This window comes from Streptomyces sp. NPDC041122 (assembly GCF_055592445.1).
In genome coordinates this window covers 339,038-360,427 of record NZ_JBVIYQ010000006.1, presented here as the reverse complement: position 1 = coordinate 360,427, position 21,390 = coordinate 339,038, and the positions used below count along the sequence as shown (strand labels likewise).

The following is a 21,390-nucleotide window of genomic DNA, read 5'->3' as shown; positions in this document are numbered from 1 at the left end:
CGACCTCCGTGGGCATCCGTGGGTTGCGGTGTCCGCCGTGACGGTTTGCACTGACGCCCCGTCAAGCACAGCGGCACGCATGGCCGGCTCCGGGAGGGAGGGCCAGCCACGTGGGCATATGCACCGTCGCACTGTGGACGGTGCAGGGTCAGGGGGTGCGGTAGATATATGCGCGCACCAGGCTCACACGGGGTGTGAAGCCCACCGGCGGACTGAGACGCATCTACGCCAAAAAGCCCCGCCCCCGCTCCCCCCACAAGGGGAACGAAGACGGGGCTGCAAGGCAGGGTCCGTTCCGGTGTCAGCACCTCCCCAGGCGCTGACACCGGAACGGGGAGGAACGGCGACGGGTCCCAGCCGGCGGACCGGCTCGCCGTCCCCGTCACCGCTCCGCTCAGGGGCCCGGCTTCTCGAACAGCAGGAAGCCCAGCGAGCCGGCCGGATGACTGTCCAGCGGCACCATCTGCAGGATGTCGCGGCACACCGGGCAGAGGTACACGACGCGCCCCGCACCGGAAGCGACGTGTTCCAGGGCGACGGGTATCGGCTCGTCCGTCGGCTCGTCGCACTCGCGGCAGATACGCCTCACGACTGCGCCCGCGGAATCTTCCGCTGCCCGCCGTGGCAGCACCCGTGAGCACAGCGCCGTACGAAGATCGGCGGCTCGAACTCCGGCCGCTTGCCGGGAGCGTAGACCTTGACGCCGTCGCCCGGGCAGAGGCTGCACATACTGACCTGGCACTCCGGAGAGAGGTCTTCGGGCTTGGTCCGTGTCATGGCGTCCGCCTCTGCGTCACGAGGCTGACCTCCAGCACGCTGGCGCGCAGGATCTCCTCTTCCCTCGCCCGGCGGACGTGAGCGAGGTCGGCGTCCCACTCACGCCCGCCGCCCGGCGGGCGCAGCTGGAGGCGGGCGCCCACCCGGTCCATGACGCGGCCCAGGCGCTGCCGCTCGGTGTCGACGACCAGGTCGCCCCTCTGAACGCTCACGTCTCCCGCCCTCCCTGCCGCAGCACGGCCGCCAGCCGCACGGCCACATCGGCGCGGACGCTGCCGAGGATCACCAGGCCAAGCTGCGGCGAGGCGTGGTCTGCGGTGAGAGACGGCAGGACGATGTCCGCCGCGCTCAGCGCATCCCGCAGCATCTCCGTGGCCGTATGAGGGTCGACGACGGCGGGCTTGGACTTAGGTCGTGGGGCCATGAACAGGAAGCTAGAGGCGGGCAGTTGGGAGGGGAAAGTCAAGTTGCGCCAAGTTGCTTGACGCCTTCCTGGAGTTGCGCAATGTTGGTCACAAGGGTTGTGAATCACTCCTACGCGGAGGGCCGGTGTCGGGAATGCTTGTCGCACCAGCCCCCGTACAAGAGGAGAGATCCATGGCGCGACGACTGCGCTTCAACGGCACTGGCAGCGGCGGCGGTTCGTGCCCCGCCGTACACGAGGATCTCGACACGGGCGAGGTCATCGTCCACGGCCCCCGGCTCACGGATCCGGAAGCGCTCGCCCAGCTCCAGCACATCGACGAGGATGAGATCCCGATCGTCATGCCGCGCAACACGCTCATCGACTTCGGCCCCAGGGACCGTGACGAAGAGCCCCGCATCCTGGACCCCGAGGACTTCGCCCGGATGTTCCAGAACTTCCAGCACAGCGCCTGGCACCTGGAGATGCGCAAGCGCTACGCCGTGGACGAAGCGACCGACACGTGGGCGCAGTTCGTACGTGGCGAGACGCCGGCCTGGGATATGAACTCCGCCTGGGCGCGCACCATCAGCGCCAAGACCGCGGGCGGCGCCTCCGTCGGGCGCGTCCGCATCGTCGACGACCCGCCCACCCAGGGACAGCGCTACCTGCTCGCCCACGCCGAACACAACGAGGCCACCGGCGAGGACGTCCGCAACATGTGGCGCGAGGACGCCGAACGGCACAACCTGCCCGACGAAGATTTCTGGATCTTCGATTCACACATTGTCGCGCTGTGCCTGTGGGACGACGACGACAACCTGACGGGAGCGGAACTCATCACGGAGCCGCGGGCCGTCAACCAGTACAACCGCCTGCGGGACGTCGCCATGCACTACGGCGTACCGCATCAGGCCTTCGCCGCCCAGCTGGCCGCGAAGGAGTAGGAGAGCGTGACCGGTGACCGACTTCCAGCAAGCACGGGAAGCCCTCGGAGCACGAATGCGCGAACTGCGCTTCTCCTGCCCTGAAGGTCGGCTCACCGGTACGCAGCTTGCCGAACGGCTCGGCGCCGGCTGGGACAAGACGAAGGTCTCGAAGCTGGAGAACGGCAGGCAGACCGCGACCCAGGCCGACCTGCGGGCATGGGCCCAGGCGTCGGGCCATCCGGACGCCTACGAAGAACTCGCCGCCCGGCTGGCGGGCTTCGAATCACACATCCGCTCGTGGCGGCGCCAGCTCGCCAAGGGGCACCGCGCCGTCCAGGACACTGCCGCAATGGAAGACGAGCGGACACAGACACTGACCATCTGGGAGAACTGCCTGATCCCCGGACTTCTCCAGATCCCCGACTACGCCCGCCACGTCTTCACCCGTCACGCCGACCTCATGCGCTCCCCCCGGGACACCGAGGACGCCGTGCGCTCCCGCATCCAGCGGCAGGAAGGGCTGTACCGGCCGGGCAAGAAGCACCGGATCATGATGTGGGAGGGCGCGCTGCGCTCGCTGGTCTGCCCGCCCTCAGTCCTGGCGACCCAGCTCGACCGCCTCGCCGGGGCCATCGGCCTGGACACCATCGAGCTGGGCATCATCCCGTTCAGCGCCTCACTGAAGATCTACCCGGGCAACAGCTTCTGGGTCTACGACGAACGCCTCGCGATCGTGGAGGACTGGCACGCCGAACTGTGGATCGACGATGCCGACTCCGTCGCGGTCTACCTGCGCACCTGGAACACCCTGCGCGAGTCCGCCGTGCACGGCGCCGAGGCGCACAACGTCATCAACGCGGCGCGGCGGGCGCTCACTGCACGGTGATTTCGCCCCTCCTGTTGACGAGCCGCACCACCCCCGGAAGCATGACTACTGGACCAGTCCACCAGAAGGGGGAGGCTCATGACACTGCCCAAGTACGACCAGATTGCAGCCGACTTGCGCGGCAGGATCGTCCGGGGGGAACTGGCACCCGGCGAGGCCCTGCCTTCCGAGCGCGACCTGACCGAGCGCTGGGGTGTCGCCCGCGCCACGGTCGTACGCGCGCTTGACGTACTGCGTCAGGAGGCGCTGATCGAGACCAAGCAGGGCACCGGCTCGCTCGTACGTGAGCGCACCGCCCTGGCCCGCACCGCGCGCGACCGGTACGCCAAGGCAGCTTCCACCGGCACCATCTACACGGCCGGCGAGCACGCCGAGATCATCGCCGCAGAGAAGGTACCCGCCCCTGATGACGTCGCTACCGCCCTGGACGTCGACCCGGGGGCCACCGTCGTGCGCCGCCACCGCGTCACCTTCGAAGGTGACGTCCCCGTCGCCACCTCACAGACCTGGCTCACGGCCGACACCGGCGAGGCGGCATCGCGGCTCATGCAGCGGGAACGGATCCTGGAGGGCACCACCCGCTACGTCGAACGCGAGACCGGCCGCCGCGCCCACACCGGCCGCAGTTGGTGGATGGCGCGCCTGGCGACCGGGACCGAACGAGAGCAACTGCGCCTCGAAGATCCCTCCGCAGTACGCGAAGAGCGTCATGTCACCTACGACACCGAGGGGCGCCCGCTCGCCTACGAGGTGGATATCAGCCCCGGAGGGCGCTGGAGTCGCACGGAAGACTTCCCAATGGGCGGCTGACACACCGTCATCTGCCCACGAAACCCCCGCTGTTGGCGGGGGTTTTTGCTGTCCGCACCCTTGACCGGACTAGTCCACCAGTCCACCATGGAAGTAGGAGCTTCATGTCGAGTGCGGCGTTTGGCCGACTCACCCCGGATGCGCCATTGTGGTCCGCCTCACCCACCGACTCCCGGAAAGAAGGCAGAAGTTGAAGAAGATCCTTGCCGGTCTGTGGCGGGCGCTGCGCGGTCCCTTGCAGTGGCGCATCCTGTGGTTCGCCCACGCCAAGTTCATGGTCGGAGTCACTGGCGTTGTCCGTGACGACCAAGGGAACGTCCTCTTGCTGCGCCACCGCATGTGGCCCCCGGAGAAGCCCTGGGGGCTGCCCACCGGTTACGCGGTCAAAGGCGAGGAGTTCCCGCTCACCATCGCCCGCGAGGTGAAGGAAGAGACCGGTCTCGATGTCAAGGCTGGTCAGCTCGTGCATCTCAAGAGCGGATACAAGCTCCGGGTCGAAGTGGCCTACGAAGCCGCCCTGACCGGAGGCACCCTCAAGATCGATGAGTTCGAAATCCTGGAGGCGAAATGGCACTCTCCGGACTCCCTGCCCGACGGGCTACAGGAGTCACACCGGGCTCTGATTCTCGGCACCACGACACTCTGAGCCTCGCACCGAACGAGCACCTGACCGGTGACCCCGGCCCGCTCACGGAAGCGCTCGCACACCTGCGGGCCACCCCTGACCAGCTCACCGCAGAGCACCCCGACCACACGTTCGTCACGGCATCGCTGGCACTGCGCCAGTGGGGCGCAGATGCTTCTCTCTTCCATGACGGCGCCGCTCAACTGCGGCGCAGGTACGCGGACCTGGGGCTGACCGATCTTCTGCCCCTCGACCGTGTGCACGTCGCGGTCCACTCGGCGCGGGACGGCGCGTTCGGCGGGTTCCATCACCCCGACCAGGGGTACCGCCACCTCCAGATGCGCGCCGTGATCACCATGTACGGCGACCTGACCGCAGAGGGACCCACCCGTCCCGCGCTCGCCGCGCTCGACCTGCTGCGGGCCTACGCACACGACTGTCTGCACTACGGCTCCTACCGCAGCTACCAGATGCGGGAAGGCGCCGTGATCCGTACGCAGTACGGCGTCAACTTCCGGCGCGTCGGCGGTCGTACGTACTCCGCTCCCGACATGACGGGCACCACCGGGACCCGCAATCTCGGAGTCGTCATGGAGGGGGCGTGCGACCGCGAAGCGCGCGCCATCACCCGCCGCATCGCGACACAGCACCGGGTCGCCGCACAGGACGGCATCGACGGCTACGCCCTGCGGGACGTGACCGGGCAGCTCACCGGCATCGAGGCGCCGTCCGGCCTGAGCACGGAACAGGCGGCGTACCTCGCTTCCATGGCGAAGTATGAGGCAGGCGTGGACGCGCGGTATGCCGATTTCCTCGCGGACATCGGCGGCGCTGAGCGGGACGAGCTGCACTCTCTCATTCTGTCCTGCATGATCAGCGGCGATCTTTCGCCGCTGTGCACGTGGCTGGATCGCAGGCACGGGCCGGGAAGCTTCGGCGCCCTGTTCATGTCGCCTCTGTACCTGAGCACCGACCGCATGGTGCTCGCGAGCTAGCGCGCACCGCGAAGCCCGGCGCCAGTCAGGGGCGCCGGGCTTCTCCCATGCCCTACCCCGCCTCCCGCGACGGCACCCGCGCGGCCACCTCGCACAGCAGGCGCTGGGCGTCCGCGTCCCCCTCCCCTGCCGCCCGGGCCAGCACGTCGATCAGGTCGTGGGCCTCACCCAGGGTCAGCAGCGCCAGGCGCTCGTCATCGTCCATGCCCGGCACTGTAGAGCGGCGCACCCGGGAACTGGTGTGCCTGTGGACAGCCCGTCACGCCGCCTCGTACTGGTGGGCCCGGCCGCCCCGCCACGTCACCCACGCCGGATCATCGAGCAGGCCTTCCGCGTCCTCCAGCCCGGCGCGGCGCAGGAACTCCACGACGTCGTGGTCGGAGTGGGCGAGGCCCAGGATCTGCCCGCGCACCGTGACCCGCCGGCCGCCCGTGGGGGACGGCGGGTGAACAGCTATCGGCGCCGCTGCACTGGCCATGCCTCCAGGGTGCGGCAGAGCAGACCGACCGGCATGTCGAAGCCGCCTCGTCACGTGCAGTGGCCACTGACCCGGGGCTGAGTACCGTCGGTGAACAAAGGGAGGGGGACGTCATGAACGACATCCCGAAGAGCCGCGACGCGAAGCACCCGGTCCTGAGACAGCTGCTCACGCCGTTCTACCGGACACGGATGCGGCGGATCCAGCGCAGCCGGGCGACGGCGGGCGAGAACGCGGCGAAGGCCAGGGCGAACCGGACCGCGGCGCAAGAGGTCAAGGACCTCAGGAAGCGCGGCATCCTGAAGTAGCCGCCGCCACCCTGAGCGGAAAGGCAGCAAAGAAGCCCCCTCCACCCGCAAGGGCAGAGGGGGCTTCGCCGTGCTGCGGTCAGGCGGACGCACGCGGCGAATGCTTCGCCGCCCAGCCGGACACGAAGGTGATGGCCGCGGGGATCAGAGCGAGCACGAACGGGGCGATCCCGCTCGGCAGCGCACCGACCAGGCGGTCATCGCTCTGGACTGCCGTAAGCACGGCCAGCAGGCCGGTGCTGGCCAGGTAGGCGGCAACGGTGGCAAAGGTGACCTTGTTCTCTACGGGCGCGGTGGCCATGACTGCCTCACTTCTTGGGGATCTTCAGTTCCTGACCGGGGTAGATCCGGTAAGGCGTCTTGATGTTGTTGGCCTTGGCGATGGACGGCCACGGCACGTCCACCAGGGCGCCGATGGAGGACAGCGTCTCGCCGGGACGCACCGTGTGCGTGGCAGGCGGCGGCGCGAGGCGGCGCCTCACCCGCTCGCGCATGCCGCCCATCGTGAAGCCGCGGGGATCGGACTTCCCGGGCTGCCACTCCAGGTGACCGATGACCGAGCGCTCCGTCCAGCCGTGCGCCCGGCACAGAGCCGCGGACACCCGCTCGATCGCGTCCAGTTGCACGGACGGCCACGGGTCGCGGCCGTCCCCGAGGTTCTCGCACTCGAAGCCGTAGAAATGCCGGTTGCCGTCGGTGTTCGCCTCGTTGTCTGCAGGCAGCGGCGCCTCGTTCTTCACCGCGGTCAGCACGTCGTCGTCCCCGAGCCCGGCGTGATTCGCGCGGCCGTAGCCGACCAGGTGGACGCGGCCGTCCTTCGCGATCATCCCGTGACACAGCGGGCCGGGAAGGCCTGCGTACCCGTCACGGACGATGCGGACCGTGGCCGCCGTCCCCGACGTCACCGTGTGGTGGATCATCACGCCGTGCACCGGGCCCCACGGACCCTTGCTGTTGCGGTTGTGCGTGCGCCAGCCCGTCACTTCGACGACGCGCACGCCTTCCGCCTTCAGTGCCGCGATGAAATGCGCGGCCGACTTCGGATCAGCCATTACCGTTCCCGTTCTTGTAGCCGTCGGCCTGCTCGTTGAACTTCTCGCACTGCAGGACCTTGTAGCCCTGCCTGATGAGGGAGACGGCGCGGTCGTACTGCTCGGGGTCAGGCGCAGACGCGCGCCCCTTCGGCGTCTGGTAGTCGAGAAAGACCTGATAGAGGGGACACAGGGCCTGGCGCCGGTACAGCGTCTGCGACGTGTCGAGCCGCACCGTCAGATCAGAGATCCGGTCCGCGTTGCTGTCGACCTTCACCAGGGCGATCGTGAGGGCAGTGGTCAGCGCGACGACCATCGCGATGCCCACGCTCATGATCTGGATCCAGCGCCGGTTGGCCTTCTCCCGCCGGGACAGCGCCACCAGTTGATCCCCGCCGCCGTCCGCCAGGGCCTGCACCTCGGTCAGCAGCTCACCGGCCAGCTCAGCCAGCCGTGCCAGACGGTCCGCTTCCTGCTCCGTCGTCATCGTCACCTCCCCCCGCGTCGCGCAGCTCTTGTACTTCCGTCGTGAGTTCGCGGGAGAAAGCGAGCAGGCGGGCCGCCGTCTTCTTCAGGTCCGCGCGCAGCTTCTCCGACTCGGCAATCAGACGGTCGGCGCTCTCCCGTGACATCGGATCAACCCCGTCGGACCGCGGCCAGGGCGTCGGCGACCGCACGGTTTGCGTCGTTGATCGCCTGCGCGGACTGAGTGATGGTGGAGATGTACTCACCTCTCACCGCCTCATTGAGTTTGCGCAGCTCCTCTTCGAGACGGTCGGCGCGCTGCGCCTCACGGTCGACCGCGGCCTGAAGGCGCGTGAACAGCACCCGGACCGCGGCTATCGCCATGACCGCCACAGCACCCACGGCGCCGTACTGGATGAGCACGCCGGTAACGGGGTCCATGCGCCGCCCCTAATCCAGGAAGTACTCCACGTTGAAGGAAAACCACGCCGGATCGTCGACCGTCGGCGTGAACGTGTGCAGGTGTGCCTCGGTCCCGGTCGTGCCGCCCGGCTGGCCGGCCACCGGACTGCCGTGCTTGTGCGTCGTGGTGCTGACCGCGTGGGCGTGGTCGTTGACCGACGTCGTGCCGCCGGGCTCGCCGTCCGCCGCCGATCCGTGCTTGTGCGTCGTGACCGGGATGGAGTGGCTGTGGCTTGAGGCCGATCCCGTATTGCCGCCGTGATTGTGATCGTTGTTGGCGATGCCGTGCGTATGCGAGCCCTCCGACGAGGTGTCGCCGCCGTGGTCGTGGTCGTTGTTCTCCATGCCGTGGGAGTGGCCCGACTCGGAACTGGTGTTGCCGCCGTTCGGCGCCGTGGTGCCGCCGACCAGCTCGACCGTGCCGTCCTGGTTGAAGTCGAGTTTCACCGCGTTGCCGCCGCCGGTCGCGGTGCGGCCGACAACGATGGAGCGCTTCTCCACCGGGCGGTAGCCGGAAGCGAGCGGCGTGGACACCACGACCGTCCCTGAGCTGCGCGTGGCCGCACCCTTCCACTGCATCTTGGGGCTGCCGTGATCCCAGATCTTGCGATAGCGCACGGAGCCGTTCGCGTTGCCGTTGTGGCCGAAGCCCGCCCCGAGCGTGACTGTCGTCCAGGCGGACGCGGAAAAGGCGGCGGTGATCTGACCCAGCGCCACAAGATCCGTGCCCTGTTTGATGATCAGGGCGGTGTCGCCGGCCACGGGCGCGTAGCTGTCGATGTACCGGACCCCGTCGATCGTGGTCGTCGTGTCCCCGGAGATCTGCACGGACAGCGTCGGGGGCGCCGCGGTGTCCGCGATGGCGGTGACAGTGCCCTTGCGGATCGTCGCCGGGTCGAAGTCCAGCACAGCCTGCCTGGCAATCTGCGTGGCCAGCTCGCGGATGGCATCGAGCTGCGCGGAGGCAGCCGACTCCGCTTCCTGCGCGGCCTGCTGCGCCGCGGCCTCCTCCGGGCTGACCGGCGGCTCGGCCGGTACCGACGCGTCCGGGGTGGTGGTCATGCGCCCCCCGTCCGCTTCTGACGCAGCGTCAGGGACTGCGTGCCCTTGGCGTCCAGCGGGACGGTGAAGGAGTCGACCGCGTACAGGCCGCTGACGTGCGCCCGCTCCCGCACGACTTCGACGACCGCGCCGGCCTCGTAAGCCGGATTCACGATCCCCGAGATCGAGAGCTGAGAAGAGAAGCCCAGCAGGTTGCGGAGCAGCTGGTCCGCGGTGGCCTGGGCTTCCTCCGTCGTCTTGATGAGCTGGTCGGTGATGAAGGTGGGCACCTCGCCGTAGGGGCCCAGGTGGTACGTCGCCGACGTCGGCTCTTCGTCCCACGCCACCGCGCGCACCGGAGGCAGCTCATCCCCCGGCGACTCCCCCGTCAGCACGACCCCGTTGAAGCCGGGCTCGTCGGTGAGCACCCGGGACAGGTCGAGCATCGTGCACCGCTCGCCCTCGACGTAGGTGAAGTCCGGGCTCGGCAGGGCGTCGATGTCCGGTGGAGGCGCGATCACCACCCAGCCCTCGACGTCGAAGTAGATGTCACAGCCGAGGCTCTGCGCGAGCACGGTGACCGCATCCCACGGGTCGTCGCTCACGTCGTACAGGCGCGGCGCCGTGGTGGTCCTGGTGGTGCTGATCGCGTCGTAGCTCAGGTCATCGAAGGTGCGCGCCAGGATCGCCTTGATCGCGTCGATGATGTTCGTGCCGGTCTCGATGACGTACGGCGAGATGAACTTGTCCCGCGCCACCGTCCGCGACAGATCGAACGCTTCGAGGCCTATGTCCGGCGAGCCGCCCGGCTGGTCCTGGATCGATACCTTGGCCAGCCGGAAGACACCCAGGGGCAGCACCTCGACCTCGCCGTCGGGATGCTCGGGTGTGGCGGCGTACCGCACGCCCCGGTACGGGCGCAGCTCCGTGCCGTACGGCGTCAGGAGCGACGTCACGTCGCTGGGGACCAGGGTGCCCAGAGGATCCACGCAGGTGGCCTTGCAGGTCCGCCGGATCGCGGCCGTCCGGTCGCACGACACGTCACCGCCGACGGCAGGAAGCCGCACACGCTCCTGGGTCGGGCTGATCACATCCACATACGCGTAGACCTGATGGGAGCTGCGGATCTCGGAAAGCAGGCGGGCCGAAGCGCGTTGGATCACCGGCCCGCCTCCTTCCTACTCGGGTGCGGCCACCTCCACGAAGGTGACTTTGACGAACCGGATCGGATCGACGAACCGCTGCCCGCTGACCTGGACTTCCGCCTGGATGTCGCCGACAGCCCTGACCCACCAAGCGTGATCGACATTGGTCTGGAGGAAGAGCGTGCGGCCGGACTTCAGTAGTCTGCGCAGCGGCGCGTACTCCTCCCGCCGGAGAATCAGCGTCAGCTCGATCGCGTCACCCTTGTAGCCCTCGGACACCACCACCGGCCGGTCTTCGCCCAGCGGCTGGTACATGACGGACGTGCCCGTCGTGCCCACCTGCAACGGCTCAGCCTTGACCCGCAGCGGGATGTTGTGCCCCGGGTCGGTGATGTCCTTAAGCCACCAGCCCACCGCCGTCAGCGAGACCTCGTCAGACGGCGGGCCGAAGCCGGAGACAAAGCGGTCCCCGGCCAGGCCATAGCTGATCGTCTGCGCCCGGTAGCGACGGTTGACCAGCGGAATCACCGTCTGGTCGGTGTACGTGGCGAATCCGCTCAACGGGTCGTACACAGGCGGCGACGTATCCAGACCTGGCAGCACCTGCCAGTCGCCGTACCCCGCGCCGTCGTCGTCCGCGTACTGGATCACCGGCGCGTGCCAGACCGCGTGCGTGCTGCGGCCGGTGCCGTTGCGCCACACCGGCGACGACCCGAGCATGATCCCGACCCTGTCGAAATAGACGAGATCGCTCACCGCGCGGTCCGTGACAGCGACCTCCCCCTTGATCCGGGTCGTGCCCGGCGGAATGTCGTACGTCCCCGCGGACTTCATCCAGGTGGCCGTGCCGAAGCTGGTCCCCTGGATCGTCTGCGCCGTGATCAGCTGATTCGCGCGGTAGAAGGCGAGCGTCAGGTACGGCGTGCCGCTGGTCGACCCGAGGAACGCGCTCGTAAACGTGACCTTCTGTCCGGCCAGCTGCAGAATCTGAGGATCGATCCCGGAGATGTCGACCGCGTCCGGCATCGTCGCGACCGTCCGGCCGGCGACCAGCGGGACGGCCGGTTTGATCAGGCCGATCCATGACGCCGCGCTGTTGATGTCCGCCCCCGACCCGGGGGTGAACGCACCTGTCACAGAAGTCGCGCCGACGGGCACCACGCCGTTGGAGTCGTACACCCCGGTCGTCAGCCACGGATCGGCAGAGCCGACCGTCACGTCCGAGCGCTCCGTCTCGTTGGCGCCCGCAGCGGGCGCCGACGGCAGCGGCTTGATGATCCCGACCCAGCTCGCGCCCCCGTAGAAGTTCCGGTTCAGCGAGCCCGTCCGGCTGTGACTGCCCGTGCCGACCGGGCCGTTGGAGTCGGCCATCATCAGCGTCGCCGTGCGATAGCTGTACCAGCTGATCTGATACTCGGCCGTGCTGTCCGAGCGCTCCGTCACCTCCGACGTATAGCCCCACGACGTCTCGTAGTCGCCGGACGCCCCGAAGGCACTGATGCGCCAGGCGCGGGAGTCGGTGTTCGTGACCGTCGCCGTCGACACCGTGCTGCCGCTTCCGGACTGACTCGTGTTCTCCGCGATGAACTGATTCGCCGCCGTGTCAGCGTTCCTGTACGCCGACACCTGGGTGACGACCGGCTTCACGGTGGCGCTGAGAGTGCCTGTCCAGGACGACGGTTCGGACGACCCCGCGGTCCGCTTCAGTACCGCGAAGCGGAGACTGGCCGTGCCGTCGGTCTCCGTGATCTGCCGGACCACCGTCCAGCCCGACGGCGCCGTCAGCGTCGCGGTGACCGTGTCCGAGATGGCGACGGTCGCCACCATGAGGTCACCGGACACCACACCGGACGGACGGTTGATCACGTAGCTGGTCGCGTTCGATGTCGCCGTCCAGGCTGTGCCCCTGCCGACGTAAGCGATCTCCGGACTCGTCACCGGCGGCGCGATGTTGGCGACCATGCTGCCGCCGGTGACGTTGTCGCTCACCGCGAAGGCGCTGATCCTCCACGCGTTGACGTCGCTGTTGTTGAGCGTCGCCGACGTCAGGTACAGCGGCGTGCCCGTCGCCCTGGTCAGCACACCCTCGGCAATGAACTGGTCGACGGCGTCGGCGGCGCCGGAGTACGCGACGACGACGGCGTACCGCCGGGTGCTCGCCACGCTCAGGCTGCCGTCCGTCCAGGTCGACGGCTCACTGCCGCCGGCGGTGCGCTTCAGGACGAAGAGCGCCGTGTCCGTCGTGCCGTCGTCCACGCTCGCGGTGTTGACGGCCGTCCAGCCAGCAGGCGGCGTGATCACGGAGTGCTGGTTCGAACTGACGAAGGCCACCATCAGATCACCAGTCGTCACGCCCGCGGGCTTGTTCAGCGTGAAGTCGCTGCCGGACGTCGGGCTCGTGAAGGCTGTGCCCGTCGCCCTGAAGGCCAGCGACGGGGTGATGCCCGTGTAGGTGAGGCGCTTCGTCTGACTGCCGTGCGAGCCGGTGCCGGTGACCGCGACGCGGCTGATGGTCGAGCCGGTGCCCGCGACCCAGTTGTCCCCCACCGGGTCATCTCCGGTGGCAGAGAAAGCGCTCAGGATATTGCGGCTCGCGTGCCCGCCGTCCGACCACGGCGCGGCGGCCCCGTACATCAGACCGACGTGATCGACGTTGTGCACCTCGGCGCTGGCCGGCGAGGCGACCTCGACCTCAGCCTTGGCGTACACCGTCGTCGCCGGAGACGTACCGGTGGCCACGACCTCGGTCCACGTGCTGGTCGAGTCCGTACCAGTGCCCGTGAGCGTCCCCGCGATGGCGGTGTACGTCACGTCGTAGAAGCGGACGCGGACGCTGCACGTCCTGGCCGTAGCCGCGGAGCGCAACTGCGCCCGCACCGTGACCGGCGAGTCCGGCGCCAGCTCCACGAAGGGCGACAGCGCTGACATCGTGGCCGCGCTGGACGCGGTGAGCTTCAGCGACGCGACGCCCGCGAAGTACACACCCGTGTCCTGTGCCGCAGTGCAGTTGGTGGTCGTGTACTCAGGGGCATCCGTCAGCGTCTCGAAGTCCGCGGACTGCACGGAGAGCAGGTTCGAGCTGTCCCGCAGCGTGAGGGCCACCGCGGACGCGTAGCTGTCCGGGACGACGCTGACCACGCCAATGCCCGGTGTGCCGGACACGGTGTTGTCGTCGCCGGGTACACCCGGGGACGGCCCCTGCACTGCGAAGGCGCGGCCCACCCAAGCCGACTTGGCGCCGAAGCTGGAGTACACCCGCACGTACACGGCGTAGCTGTCCGGGTTGATCGACGTCGGCAGCGTCTGGGACGTGATGTCACCCTCGACCGTGCCCGAGTACACGGGTGACGTCTTGGTCGGGCTGAACGTCGTCTCGCTCTCCTGGATCGCCGTGAAGATGCGGTACTCGGCACGGGCCTGAGGGTCACCGTCCGCCTGCGCATAGGTCCAGGAGATGACCGGTGACGGCGTGAGCACCGTACCGGTCGGCGCCTCTACCGTCACGGTGGGCCGCACCCGGTAGTTGATCTGACACCAGACCTTGTACACGCGGATGCAGTCGAAGACCGCGGACACCGAGAAGACCTGACACAGCAGCTTGTTCAGGCGGTGGATGTCCCACGGGTGCCCCAGCGGGTCGCGCGTATAGGTCGCCACCTCGTACGTGGTCGGCGTCGTCGTGGGGTAGATGGTGCGGCTCGTGAATTTGCTGGTGTCGTCCAGGCAGACGACGTTGACCGTGATCGAGCGCGAGCCGCTGCCGACTTTCGCGCACCGGATGTAGATGGTCACGCTGGTGATGACGGCGCCGTCGGGGACGGTACCGATGTCCACGGGAAACCTGACGCAGGCCCGCCCCTTGTGGGGCGGGTTGCGGCAGTACTTGCTGTCGTCGTCGTTGTTCCAGCAGTGGAACAGCCGGGAGACCAGCGACCCGACCAGCGACCAGCCCTCATTGCGGTAATCGTCATTGCAGATGTGGGCCAGACCGGTCATCAGCTGCGCCTCCCGACTCCCTGCTTGATCGCCATCGTGAGCTTCGGCACCAGCTCGCGCTCCAGGCGGTCGACGACGCCATGATCGGCGCGGCCGTTGATGGTGATCGGAACGGTGACGTTGGTGTCCCCGCCGCCGCGGCCGACCAGATCGGACAGCGGATCGATGCGTTCCCCGCCCCGCAGATTGATGAACTCCGGCTCGTGTTCGCCGACAATGGCCGGCCCCCTCGCCGCGCCGGGAGTCCCCAGGCCGTACCAGTTGTGCGACTTCTGGAAAGAGTTCGCCTTGCCGGGATTGCCGTACCGGGACTTGATGTAACCCAGGCCCCACTTGATCTGCGTCGCCGGATTCGACTTCCAGTCCGAGCCGGCGGACTTCATCTTCGAGCCGGGCAGCGCCTGCGGGATTCCGTAGGCGTCTGAACTGGGGTTGTCCGCGTTCCAGCGCCAGCCGGACTCACGGGTCCACAAGGCCTTCAGGTCCGACCAGTACTTCGCCCAGCCACGGGCCGCGTTCAGGCTCTTGCCGGTCGCCTGGGCTGCCGCCACCGACTTACCGGACGTCACCCCGCCGTGGTAAGTGTCGGGACCGTTGTCGGCCAGGCCGTTCTTGCCAGCCTGGAAAGCCTTGACCTGCTGCTTGGCCGCGGACGAAGCCGTCGGGTCGCCCACGGCGATGCCATGGATGTGCGGGCTGAAGCCTTCGGCAGGAGTACGCCTCCACGCCGCGAAGCCCGACGACCGCATCGCGCCGACGATCGCGTCCTTGGCCGGCCCCAGGTCGATGGCGCCGCCCCCGGAGTGCGTACCGGCGGACGCGCCGACGCTGTTGGAGTACGACCCCTGGAATGCCGTGAAGGCCGTATTGGCGATCTTCTCGGCGTGGTGAAGCATCGCTGCCGTACGGCGGTTGACGATGACGCCGCGGTAGGTCTGCTTGGTCCCGTCGCCGTCCTTCCACTTGGCCCACGGGATGAAGCCACCGCCGCCCGTCTCGGCCACGTCGTTGTCGCTGACCCACGACTTGGCGACTTCGCCGATCTTCGCGGGAATCCCGACGGCCAGCTTCTCCAGGCCGGTGTCATCACCGGGGACAAGCTTTCGGATCACGGACTGAGCACCCTTGACCATGGCGTCGACGGCCGCGCCGAAGGGACCGGAGATCGCCCCCAGCGCCAGGTCCTTCAGCTTGCCGACGGCGCTCCCGATCGCACTGCCGATGTTCCCGATGATCCCGTCCGGCACCAGATCGGGGCCGGTGTCCGGGCCCCAGCCCGACCCGAAGATGCCTCCACCGTCCTTGAACCGGTGGTCGCCGTCGCCGTAGGTGCGCACGTTCGCGCCGCCCATGGCCCGGCGCCGCAGCGCCGCGACAGCCTCATGCCCGCCGGCCCCGGCGACCTCCTTCGCCGTCCACACGTGCTCCCCTGCGGAGAGGCGCGCGACGACCGAGTCCGAGGTACCCGACCCGGCCCCGGACACGGGGCCGCCCTTCCGGAACGCGGGCAGCTTGAAGTCGTGCAGCTTCGGCGCCGAGAAAACTCCGGCTACGGCGTTCCACAGTTTTACAATGCCCCCGTTATAAACGACATCAACGACCGCCTGTATGGGCTTTCGAACAAGCGCCTTAATTGAATCCCAGGCCTTGCCGAGTGCCTTCGCCCCCGCCTCGAAAGCAGCAGGTATCGTCTTGGTGAAGAAATTGCTAACAGGGCTCCAGAAGGTATTCCGCAGCCACGTGGAACCGGCGCTGAAGATTTCCCGTATCTTTTCCCAGAGCCCCGAAGCGGCAGTCTTCACGCCGTCCACAACCGTGTTGAAATATGTCTTTATCGCACTCCACGCCGTATTCCATGCAGCCTTCACCGCAGCCAGGAATAGATCAAGCGCCGCGCGGATCGTATTCCACGCCGCCTGCCCGATCGAAATGACTGCATTGACAATAGCCTGGAAGATGGAGCGAATGGCGGTCCAAACCGTGTTCCAAATATTCTGAAGCGCATTCAGAAATACTTGGAATGCGGACCGGATAGCAGACCAGGCTGCTGCGGCAACTGCCTGGATCGCCGCCCAGACGGCACGGAAAGCCGCGGAGAAGACGGAGGCAAAGGCATTGAAAACCGCGGTGATCACACCCAGGAAAGCCGACCAGGCTGCTTTTATCAAATTCCATACAGCAGCCGCCGCATTCTTAATTGCGTTCCAGGCGGCACCCCAGTGCCCAGTGAATATGGCAGTGAAGGTCAAGAAGATCGCAGTAACGACTGCCCACAGCGCACTCCAGGCCGCTTTGACGACATTCCATATTCCGGTAGCAATGGCAACTATTACGTTCCAGGCCGCAGAGAATATAGCGCTGAATGTCGCGTAGAAAACATTCCAAACTCCCTGCACGACAGCCCATATCACAGACCAGGCGCCCGTCAGAACCGCCCACGCCATCTGGGCCGCACCAGTAAGCAACGCCCACCCGATCTGCCAGGCACCGGACAGAATCGCCCAGCCGACTTGGAAGATCGAGCTGATTACTGCCCACACCAGCTGCCACGCTGAAGTCAGCAGATTCCACAGCCCCTGAGCGGTGGCGACAATGCCACTCCAGGCCGTGACAAACACGGGCCCGAATACGCCCCAGAAGATATCCCAGGCACCCCTGATCAGGCCCCACAGAAATGACCATGCGGAACTAAGGGCGTTCCAGATATTCTGAGCAGCCAGCTTGATCTCCGGCCAGACCTTATTCCACATCTCCATGAACGGGCCTATAAAAGCGTTCCAGGCCGTGAGGAGTCCGCCCCAGATCATATCCCAAGTGGAAGAAAGCCAGCCAGTGAAAGCCGCCCAGCCGCTACGCAGGGCATCCCATACAGCCTGAGCCGCGACCTTAATTCCCTCCCATATCTGCTTCCAGTGGGACGCCACATAGATCAGGCCGCCGATGGGACCCATCAAAATCAGAAGGAACTGCCCCCACCCGTGTGTGAGGAAATCCCACACCGCCACGGCGGAAGCTTTTATGCCGTTCCACACGAAATCCCATGACGACTTGATGGCGCCCCAAACCGTGTCCCAGTACTTGACCAGGAAATAGATCCCTACGGCGAGAGCCGCAAGAGCTGCGACCACGGCAAGGACCGTGAGGGCGGCGCCCGCTATGAGCAAGAGGAAAGGCGATGCGGCCGTAGCAAGCGCAACAGACGCCATAGCCGCCAACGTGCAGTACAGCGCATAGCCTTCCAGAGCGAGATTCCAGCCCAGCCATGCATAAGTGATTGCCGTAATCATCTCAGGGCTCAGAAGAGCCAACAGGTCCGTCAGGATTCCGACGAGCGTCAGCGATTCGTCGGACGTATCCGCCATGGAGCCGCTGACCGCACCGAGAATTTTGACGAGATCCTTGAAGATGCTTTTCAGTTCCGGCGCATTGTCCGTCACCTTTTCTATGAAGCGCTCGAAGCCGCCACCCTCTGCCCAGCCCTGCAGCTTCTTGGCGCCCTGCGCCAGGGCTTCGACAACCTTCATTCCCAGCGGCAGGAAATCCTTGAAACCCCTGCCAAGGACCGCGACGACACTCCTGCCCATGTCGATGAAATCAGACAGGGCGGGAACCCCGTACTTCAGAACCAGGTCGATGAACTGGTCGAGACCCGGGCCGTCCATCCACTTGGCAAAGTCCTTGGCCAGGCGAGTCACGAGCGGCGAGACAGCCTTGACGATCGGCACGAATTTCGACATGTTGCGGCTGACCGCGTCCATGGCAATGGAGACGGGCGTGAGGGTGTCCTTCTCCGTGGCCTGGATGAAGTCGCCCCAAGCGCCCTTCATCGCCTGCTCCGACTTTATGTACTTCTGGGCAGGGTCAGACATCCCGGCGATTGTCAGGTTCAGGTTCTTCTGAGCCTCGGCAACCTTTTTCAGCTGCTCGCGGTACGCCTTCGTTCCCGGCGTCATTCCGGCCAGCGTCGCCTTCTGCCGCTCCAGCGCGTCGGTGGGGCCCTTGATCTGAGCGGAGATGCTTTTCAGCGCCCCGGCGAGAGCACCGCCGAAAACACCCGCTGCCGCACCGGCCGCCACCGACGCGGCAGCCATCCCGCCGGCCAGCGCGCCCACCGCGGCTGCCGCCGGGATCAGTGCCGGCCCGAGCCCGATCGCAATCGCCGACATCGTTTTGAGCTGCGAGTTGAACGGCGTGAGGATGCTGTGCAGCGACTTCGTGCTGCTGCCGAAACCGTCAAGATCCCGGCGGGCCCGGCGCATACCCGCCCCGTCATAAGTGGAGGTGATGACGAAGCTGAGAGACGTGATGGTGGCCAAGACCGAGCACCACCTTCGCTATTCAGCTGCCGCCCTCCTCCTCGGAGGAGCCGTACAGCTCATAAGGGCGCGGATAGTGCTTCGGCTCGGGTGCCGGATTCTTCTTGTGCTTCCTGTCCGTGAAATGAGCGGCGCCCGTCATGCGGTTCAGCGTCTGCACCTGCTCATGAAGAGCCGCCAGAACCCCGGCCAGGTATGCCTCATCGATCGGCCCCGCGTAGCGCTCGTACGCAGACCATTCGGCCAGCTCCCGGGAATCGATCCGTTCCAGCAGTTCGCGGACAGTCATCCCCAGGACCTTGGCTAGCCGGAAGTAGAGTCCTCGCTCGGGGCGTCGTCGAAACCCTCGGTCAGCTCCTCGACATCACTCTCCGAGAAGCCGTTCAGCTTCTGGCAGGCATCGAACACCCGGGACAGCGCAGCGGCGCTCTTCTCCCCCAGCGGCTCGATGTCCGGAGGGCTGAACATCAGCTCGCCGTTCTCGTTGACGATGCACTTCGCGATGAGCCTCGCCCTGAAGTTCTTGAGGTTCTGCCGCTGCTTGCCGCCCTTCGTCTCCACCATCGACTGCTCGAAGGCATCCCGCTCCTTGCCCTTCAGGGTCTTGATCCGTACATCGCCGCCCCACTCGGGAACGGGCACGTCCTCGGTCTTGAGGTCATCGGCCTTCAAGATCTGTTCGCGGGAAAGCAGCATTGCATTACCTTTCGATCACGGGTTTTGAAAACTCAGGGTTGGATGGGCTAGAAGATGGGGTAGCATCCGGCCATGGCCCAGAAAGTTGTGACTACCTATACCGACGACCTCACCGGCGAAGCGTCGGAAGAGATCGGCACGCACACAATTCTTGTAAACGGCGCAGGCGTAGAGATCGACCTGACACCGGAGAATTACGAAGAGCTTCTCGAAAAGCTCTCGCCCTACTTCAGCGCCGACGGCGCCCGCCGGGTGCGGGGCACCGCAGGCAAGAGCAAGCAGCGCAAGACGACAGCGGGCGGACCCAGCGCTGAAGCAGTACGCGGCTGGGCGAGGGAGAACGGGTTCGAAGTCAACGACCGCGGCCGTGTGCCCGCCTCCATTCGCGAGGCATTCGACAAGTCGCACTGACCAGACGGAGCAGAGCCCCCGGTCCGATGCCGGGGGCTTCGTCGTGCGCAGGTCCGGCCGGGGTACCCGCGAACCCCGGCCGGACCGCACCGATCAGCCGCGAGAAGCAGCGGCGATCGTCTCGGCTGCGTCGTCCAGCACCTGACGCAGGTTGTCGGCGATCTCCGGACGGTGGTCCGCCAGGACATCGCGGAACCAGCTGCCGCCCGTGCTCTGGTGCACCCATACATGCCGGTTGCCGAATACGGGGTGCCTCCAGCCGGCTGCCTCGTCCAGGTACAGCGGAAGGCGCTGCTCGTCCCGCTCCGCCATCGACGTGGTCACCCGCAGCATCGGGCTCCTGCTGGTACGCGCCTGAATGCTGACACCCCGCGCCACTCGGCGGCGCAGCCCGGTGTGTTCGGAGCCGGTGACAGGAAGACTCCGTACGCGCGCCTTGGCATCCGCCACCGCAGGGCGTACAGCCTTCTCGATGTCCTTTCGGAGCTTGGCAGGCAGCGCACCGTCCACCGCTCGCAGAGCGGTCGCCGTACGCCGGAACTCGTCGCCCAGGTCGATATTCACGCCCGCACGGGCCGCCATCAGCTGGTCGCCATGGTGATACCGGTGCGCTGCGTCGGGAAAGTGACCTCCGTCTCGGAGAGGTCGCCGACGTCACCGGAAAGCGGCTGGTACTCCAGGAGAATGCACGTAGCCGTGTACGAAGGATTCGATACCGACACTGCCGACCCCGTCGGCTTGATGACGACAGTGAACTCCGTTTCATTGTTCCACAGCGGATAGAGCGTGGCGTTCACTTCGCCAGCAGCGAAGTCCTGCTGAAAATTGACAGTGATCGCATCGTCCTTCAGGCCCGCAACGCGTTCGCGGCCCTGGCCAGAGAAATTCGTCGTCTCGATTTCGTCCTTGACCAGCGTGATCTCGACAGATGACACATGGTCGGACAGATCCACCGAGTTGACGACTATCGAGCAGTCGCGCAGTACGAGCTTAGCCATCGCTAGCCTCTTCCTTGTCGGCCACCGATGGCCGGTCCATTTCCGGCGCGGGCCTGACGTGCCCGGCTTCGATAAGCGCCCGTTCCTGGGCATCAGTGAGGGCGAGCGTCACCCGCTCGCCCTTCTTCCTGCCGCCTACTGTTTTCGGCCCGACTACCTCGTAATTCCGCTCCGTCGGCTCCTGCCTCCGGACACGCAAAGACCGCCGCGGCTGATCTGCCGGGCGGTCCTGTACGGGGAGCGGTTCGGGTATCGGGCGGCTATCCGCCCTGGCCATCGCTCATCGCCTCACTACAGCCATCGTCACGGCCGTCTGCTGGGACGTCGTGACGGTGGCCAGGCCGGTGACGGAATCCTGATACGACCGGTAGAGCGGAATGCGCAGCTCTGACATGGTCACGTTGCCGATGCCCAAGGTGTAGACCTTGTTCGGCACGGTGTCGCCGTTGTCGAGAACGCCCTTGCCGAGAACGGTGACCGTGGTGGTAGCAGAATGAGTGCTGCGGTATTCGACCCAGACACGGTCACCGATCTCGCACGTATCGGAAGCGGTAGCGGCCGTGAATGTAGGAGCCGTGCCCGCAGGCACAATGACTTGAGTTGTCCTGAGGGACATTG

At 66.7% G+C, this 21,390-nt stretch carries 25 protein-coding genes; 7 read left to right on the top strand and 18 right to left on the bottom strand.

Going from position 1 to position 21,390, the window contains the following annotated elements; all coding sequences use genetic code 11:
- Positions 1-394 precede the first annotated feature (394 nt).
- From ACZ6B8_RS23475 to ACZ6B8_RS23465, 3 genes are all read right to left on the bottom strand, one after another.
- Positions 395-589, bottom strand: coding sequence for a hypothetical protein (locus ACZ6B8_RS23475; RefSeq protein WP_471608475.1), 195 nt, complete (start codon positions 587-589; stop codon positions 395-397).
- A 184-nt stretch (positions 590-773) separates the two neighbouring features.
- Positions 774-989, bottom strand: coding sequence for a hypothetical protein (locus tag ACZ6B8_RS23470; protein WP_471608474.1), 216 nt, complete (start codon positions 987-989; stop codon positions 774-776).
- Entirely contained in the window at positions 986-1,201 is a 216-nt protein-coding gene (locus ACZ6B8_RS23465; RefSeq protein ID WP_471608473.1) for a hypothetical protein, read from the bottom strand. Before ACZ6B8_RS23465 ends, ACZ6B8_RS23470 begins: the two co-directional genes overlap by 4 nt.
- Before the next feature lie 173 nt (positions 1,202-1,374).
- On the opposite strand from ACZ6B8_RS23465, the gene ACZ6B8_RS23460 reads away from it, so the two are divergent.
- The 5 genes from ACZ6B8_RS23460 to ACZ6B8_RS23440 all read left to right on the top strand — a co-directional run bounded on the left by ACZ6B8_RS23460 (position 1,375) and on the right by ACZ6B8_RS23440 (position 5,425).
- Complete coding sequence (locus ACZ6B8_RS23460) at positions 1,375-2,127, top strand: DUF6879 family protein (protein ID WP_471608472.1); 753 nt, start codon at positions 1,375-1,377, stop codon at positions 2,125-2,127.
- Between the two features lie 13 nt (positions 2,128-2,140).
- Positions 2,141-2,995: a helix-turn-helix domain-containing protein gene (locus ACZ6B8_RS23455; protein WP_471608471.1), complete on the top strand. Its 855-nt coding sequence runs from the start codon at positions 2,141-2,143 to the stop codon at positions 2,993-2,995.
- A gap of 78 nt (positions 2,996-3,073) precedes the next feature.
- The gene (locus tag ACZ6B8_RS23450; protein WP_471608470.1) at positions 3,074-3,805 is read left to right on the top strand and encodes a GntR family transcriptional regulator; all 732 of its coding nucleotides are present in this window, start codon (positions 3,074-3,076) and stop codon (positions 3,803-3,805) included.
- A 190-nt stretch (positions 3,806-3,995) separates the two neighbouring features.
- Positions 3,996-4,451 carry an NUDIX domain-containing protein gene (locus tag ACZ6B8_RS23445; RefSeq protein ID WP_471608469.1) on the top strand — a complete coding sequence of 152 codons (456 nt, stop codon included), beginning with the start codon at positions 3,996-3,998 and terminating at the stop codon, positions 4,449-4,451.
- Positions 4,452-4,687: 236 nt separating this feature from the next.
- On the top strand, positions 4,688-5,425 hold the full coding sequence (locus ACZ6B8_RS23440) for a hypothetical protein (RefSeq protein WP_471608468.1): 738 nt from the start codon (positions 4,688-4,690) through the stop codon (positions 5,423-5,425).
- A gap of 52 nt (positions 5,426-5,477) precedes the next feature.
- On the opposite strand, the gene ACZ6B8_RS23435 is transcribed toward ACZ6B8_RS23440, so the two are convergent.
- Both ACZ6B8_RS23435 and ACZ6B8_RS23430 read right to left on the bottom strand, forming a co-directional pair.
- Positions 5,478-5,630 (bottom strand): hypothetical protein, encoded by a 153-nt coding sequence (locus tag ACZ6B8_RS23435; protein ID WP_471608467.1) that lies wholly within the window; start codon positions 5,628-5,630, stop codon positions 5,478-5,480.
- 54 nt (positions 5,631-5,684) lie between these two features.
- A complete protein-coding gene (locus ACZ6B8_RS23430) occupies positions 5,685-5,903 on the bottom strand; it encodes a hypothetical protein (protein WP_471608466.1) in 219 nt (72 codons plus the stop codon).
- A 113-nt stretch (positions 5,904-6,016) separates the two neighbouring features.
- Here ACZ6B8_RS23430 and ACZ6B8_RS23425 point away from each other — a divergent pair, with 113 nt between their 5' ends.
- Entirely contained in the window at positions 6,017-6,211 is a 195-nt protein-coding gene (locus ACZ6B8_RS23425; protein ID WP_471608465.1) for a hypothetical protein, read from the top strand.
- Positions 6,212-6,290: 79 nt separating this feature from the next.
- Here ACZ6B8_RS23425 and ACZ6B8_RS23420 read toward each other — a convergent pair whose 3' ends face one another.
- From ACZ6B8_RS23420 to ACZ6B8_RS23375, 10 genes are all read right to left on the bottom strand, one after another.
- Positions 6,291-6,512 carry a holin gene (locus tag ACZ6B8_RS23420; protein WP_471608464.1) on the bottom strand — a complete coding sequence of 74 codons (222 nt, stop codon included), beginning with the start codon at positions 6,510-6,512 and terminating at the stop codon, positions 6,291-6,293.
- 7 nt (positions 6,513-6,519) lie between these two features.
- A complete protein-coding gene (locus tag ACZ6B8_RS23415) occupies positions 6,520-7,263 on the bottom strand; it encodes an N-acetylmuramoyl-L-alanine amidase (protein WP_471608463.1) in 744 nt (247 codons plus the stop codon).
- A complete protein-coding gene (locus tag ACZ6B8_RS23410) occupies positions 7,256-7,729 on the bottom strand; it encodes a hypothetical protein (protein WP_471608462.1) in 474 nt (157 codons plus the stop codon). Before ACZ6B8_RS23410 ends, ACZ6B8_RS23415 begins: the two co-directional genes overlap by 8 nt.
- 149 nt (positions 7,730-7,878) lie before the next feature.
- Positions 7,879-8,148, bottom strand: a complete 270-nt coding sequence (locus ACZ6B8_RS23405) for a hypothetical protein (protein ID WP_471608461.1) — start codon at positions 8,146-8,148, stop codon at positions 7,879-7,881.
- 9 nt (positions 8,149-8,157) lie between these two features.
- Positions 8,158-9,231, bottom strand: a complete 1,074-nt coding sequence (locus ACZ6B8_RS23400; RefSeq protein ID WP_471608460.1) for a hypothetical protein — start codon at positions 9,229-9,231, stop codon at positions 8,158-8,160.
- Entirely contained in the window at positions 9,228-10,373 is a 1,146-nt protein-coding gene (locus ACZ6B8_RS23395) for a DUF5047 domain-containing protein (protein ID WP_471608459.1), read from the bottom strand. The genes ACZ6B8_RS23400 and ACZ6B8_RS23395 overlap by 4 nt, the downstream gene beginning before the upstream one ends.
- A 15-nt stretch (positions 10,374-10,388) precedes the next feature.
- Positions 10,389-14,351, bottom strand: a complete 3,963-nt coding sequence (locus ACZ6B8_RS23390) for a hypothetical protein (protein ID WP_471608458.1) — start codon at positions 14,349-14,351, stop codon at positions 10,389-10,391.
- Positions 14,351-18,667 carry an aggregation-promoting factor C-terminal-like domain-containing protein gene (locus ACZ6B8_RS23385; protein ID WP_471608457.1) on the bottom strand — a complete coding sequence of 1,439 codons (4,317 nt, stop codon included), beginning with the start codon at positions 18,665-18,667 and terminating at the stop codon, positions 14,351-14,353. The genes ACZ6B8_RS23390 and ACZ6B8_RS23385 overlap by 1 nt, the downstream gene beginning before the upstream one ends.
- Before the next feature lie 22 nt (positions 18,668-18,689).
- A complete protein-coding gene (locus tag ACZ6B8_RS23380) occupies positions 18,690-18,956 on the bottom strand; it encodes a hypothetical protein (protein ID WP_471608456.1) in 267 nt (88 codons plus the stop codon).
- 14 nt (positions 18,957-18,970) lie between these two features.
- The gene (locus ACZ6B8_RS23375; protein ID WP_471608455.1) at positions 18,971-19,363 is read right to left on the bottom strand and encodes a hypothetical protein; all 393 of its coding nucleotides are present in this window, start codon (positions 19,361-19,363) and stop codon (positions 18,971-18,973) included.
- A 72-nt stretch (positions 19,364-19,435) separates the two neighbouring features.
- On the opposite strand from ACZ6B8_RS23375, the gene ACZ6B8_RS23370 reads away from it, so the two are divergent.
- Positions 19,436-19,774, top strand: a complete 339-nt coding sequence (locus ACZ6B8_RS23370; RefSeq protein ID WP_471608454.1) for a histone-like nucleoid-structuring protein Lsr2 — start codon at positions 19,436-19,438, stop codon at positions 19,772-19,774.
- Between the two features lie 93 nt (positions 19,775-19,867).
- Here the strand turns inward: ACZ6B8_RS23370 and ACZ6B8_RS23365 are convergent, their stop codons facing one another.
- From ACZ6B8_RS23365 to ACZ6B8_RS23355, 3 genes are all read right to left on the bottom strand, one after another.
- Positions 19,868-20,338 (bottom strand): hypothetical protein, encoded by a 471-nt coding sequence (locus tag ACZ6B8_RS23365; protein ID WP_471608453.1) that lies wholly within the window; start codon positions 20,336-20,338, stop codon positions 19,868-19,870.
- A gap of 17 nt (positions 20,339-20,355) precedes the next feature.
- Positions 20,356-20,772 (bottom strand): hypothetical protein, encoded by a 417-nt coding sequence (locus ACZ6B8_RS23360; protein ID WP_471608452.1) that lies wholly within the window; start codon positions 20,770-20,772, stop codon positions 20,356-20,358.
- Between the two features lie 280 nt (positions 20,773-21,052).
- Complete coding sequence (locus ACZ6B8_RS23355) at positions 21,053-21,388, bottom strand: hypothetical protein (RefSeq protein ID WP_055563606.1); 336 nt, start codon at positions 21,386-21,388, stop codon at positions 21,053-21,055.
- Between the last annotated feature and the right edge of the window lie 2 nt (positions 21,389-21,390).

Excerpts from the sequence above, each read along its gene's own strand:
- ACZ6B8_RS23360 (WP_471608452.1), bottom strand. The coding sequence starts at position 20,772 with ATGGCTAAGCTCGTACTGCGCGACTGCTCGATAGTCGTCAACTCGGTG.
- ACZ6B8_RS23405 (WP_471608461.1), bottom strand. The coding sequence starts at position 8,148 with ATGGACCCCGTTACCGGCGTGCTCATCCAGTACGGCGCCGTGGGTGCT.
- ACZ6B8_RS23430 (WP_471608466.1), bottom strand. The coding sequence starts at position 5,903 with ATGGCCAGTGCAGCGGCGCCGATAGCTGTTCACCCGCCGTCCCCCACG.
- ACZ6B8_RS23375 (WP_471608455.1), bottom strand. The coding sequence starts at position 19,363 with ATGCTGCTTTCCCGCGAACAGATCTTGAAGGCCGATGACCTCAAGACC.
- ACZ6B8_RS23370 (WP_471608454.1), top strand. The coding sequence starts at position 19,436 with ATGGCCCAGAAAGTTGTGACTACCTATACCGACGACCTCACCGGCGAA.
- ACZ6B8_RS23435 (WP_471608467.1), bottom strand. The coding sequence starts at position 5,630 with ATGGACGATGACGAGCGCCTGGCGCTGCTGACCCTGGGTGAGGCCCAC.
- ACZ6B8_RS23450 (WP_471608470.1), top strand. The coding sequence starts at position 3,074 with ATGACACTGCCCAAGTACGACCAGATTGCAGCCGACTTGCGCGGCAGG.
- ACZ6B8_RS23420 (WP_471608464.1), bottom strand. The coding sequence starts at position 6,512 with ATGGCCACCGCGCCCGTAGAGAACAAGGTCACCTTTGCCACCGTTGCC.
- ACZ6B8_RS23415 (WP_471608463.1), bottom strand. The coding sequence starts at position 7,263 with ATGGCTGATCCGAAGTCGGCCGCGCATTTCATCGCGGCACTGAAGGCG.
- ACZ6B8_RS23425 (WP_471608465.1), top strand. The coding sequence starts at position 6,017 with ATGAACGACATCCCGAAGAGCCGCGACGCGAAGCACCCGGTCCTGAGA.
- ACZ6B8_RS23380 (WP_471608456.1), bottom strand. The coding sequence starts at position 18,956 with ATGACTGTCCGCGAACTGCTGGAACGGATCGATTCCCGGGAGCTGGCC.
- ACZ6B8_RS23460 (WP_471608472.1), top strand. The coding sequence starts at position 1,375 with ATGGCGCGACGACTGCGCTTCAACGGCACTGGCAGCGGCGGCGGTTCG.
- ACZ6B8_RS23355 (WP_055563606.1), bottom strand. The coding sequence starts at position 21,388 with ATGTCCCTCAGGACAACTCAAGTCATTGTGCCTGCGGGCACGGCTCCT.
- ACZ6B8_RS23410 (WP_471608462.1), bottom strand. The coding sequence starts at position 7,729 with ATGACGACGGAGCAGGAAGCGGACCGTCTGGCACGGCTGGCTGAGCTG.
- ACZ6B8_RS23400 (WP_471608460.1), bottom strand. The coding sequence starts at position 9,231 with ATGACCACCACCCCGGACGCGTCGGTACCGGCCGAGCCGCCGGTCAGC.
- ACZ6B8_RS23390 (WP_471608458.1), bottom strand. The coding sequence starts at position 14,351 with ATGACCGGTCTGGCCCACATCTGCAATGACGATTACCGCAATGAGGGC.
- ACZ6B8_RS23465 (WP_471608473.1), bottom strand. The coding sequence starts at position 1,201 with ATGGCCCCACGACCTAAGTCCAAGCCCGCCGTCGTCGACCCTCATACG.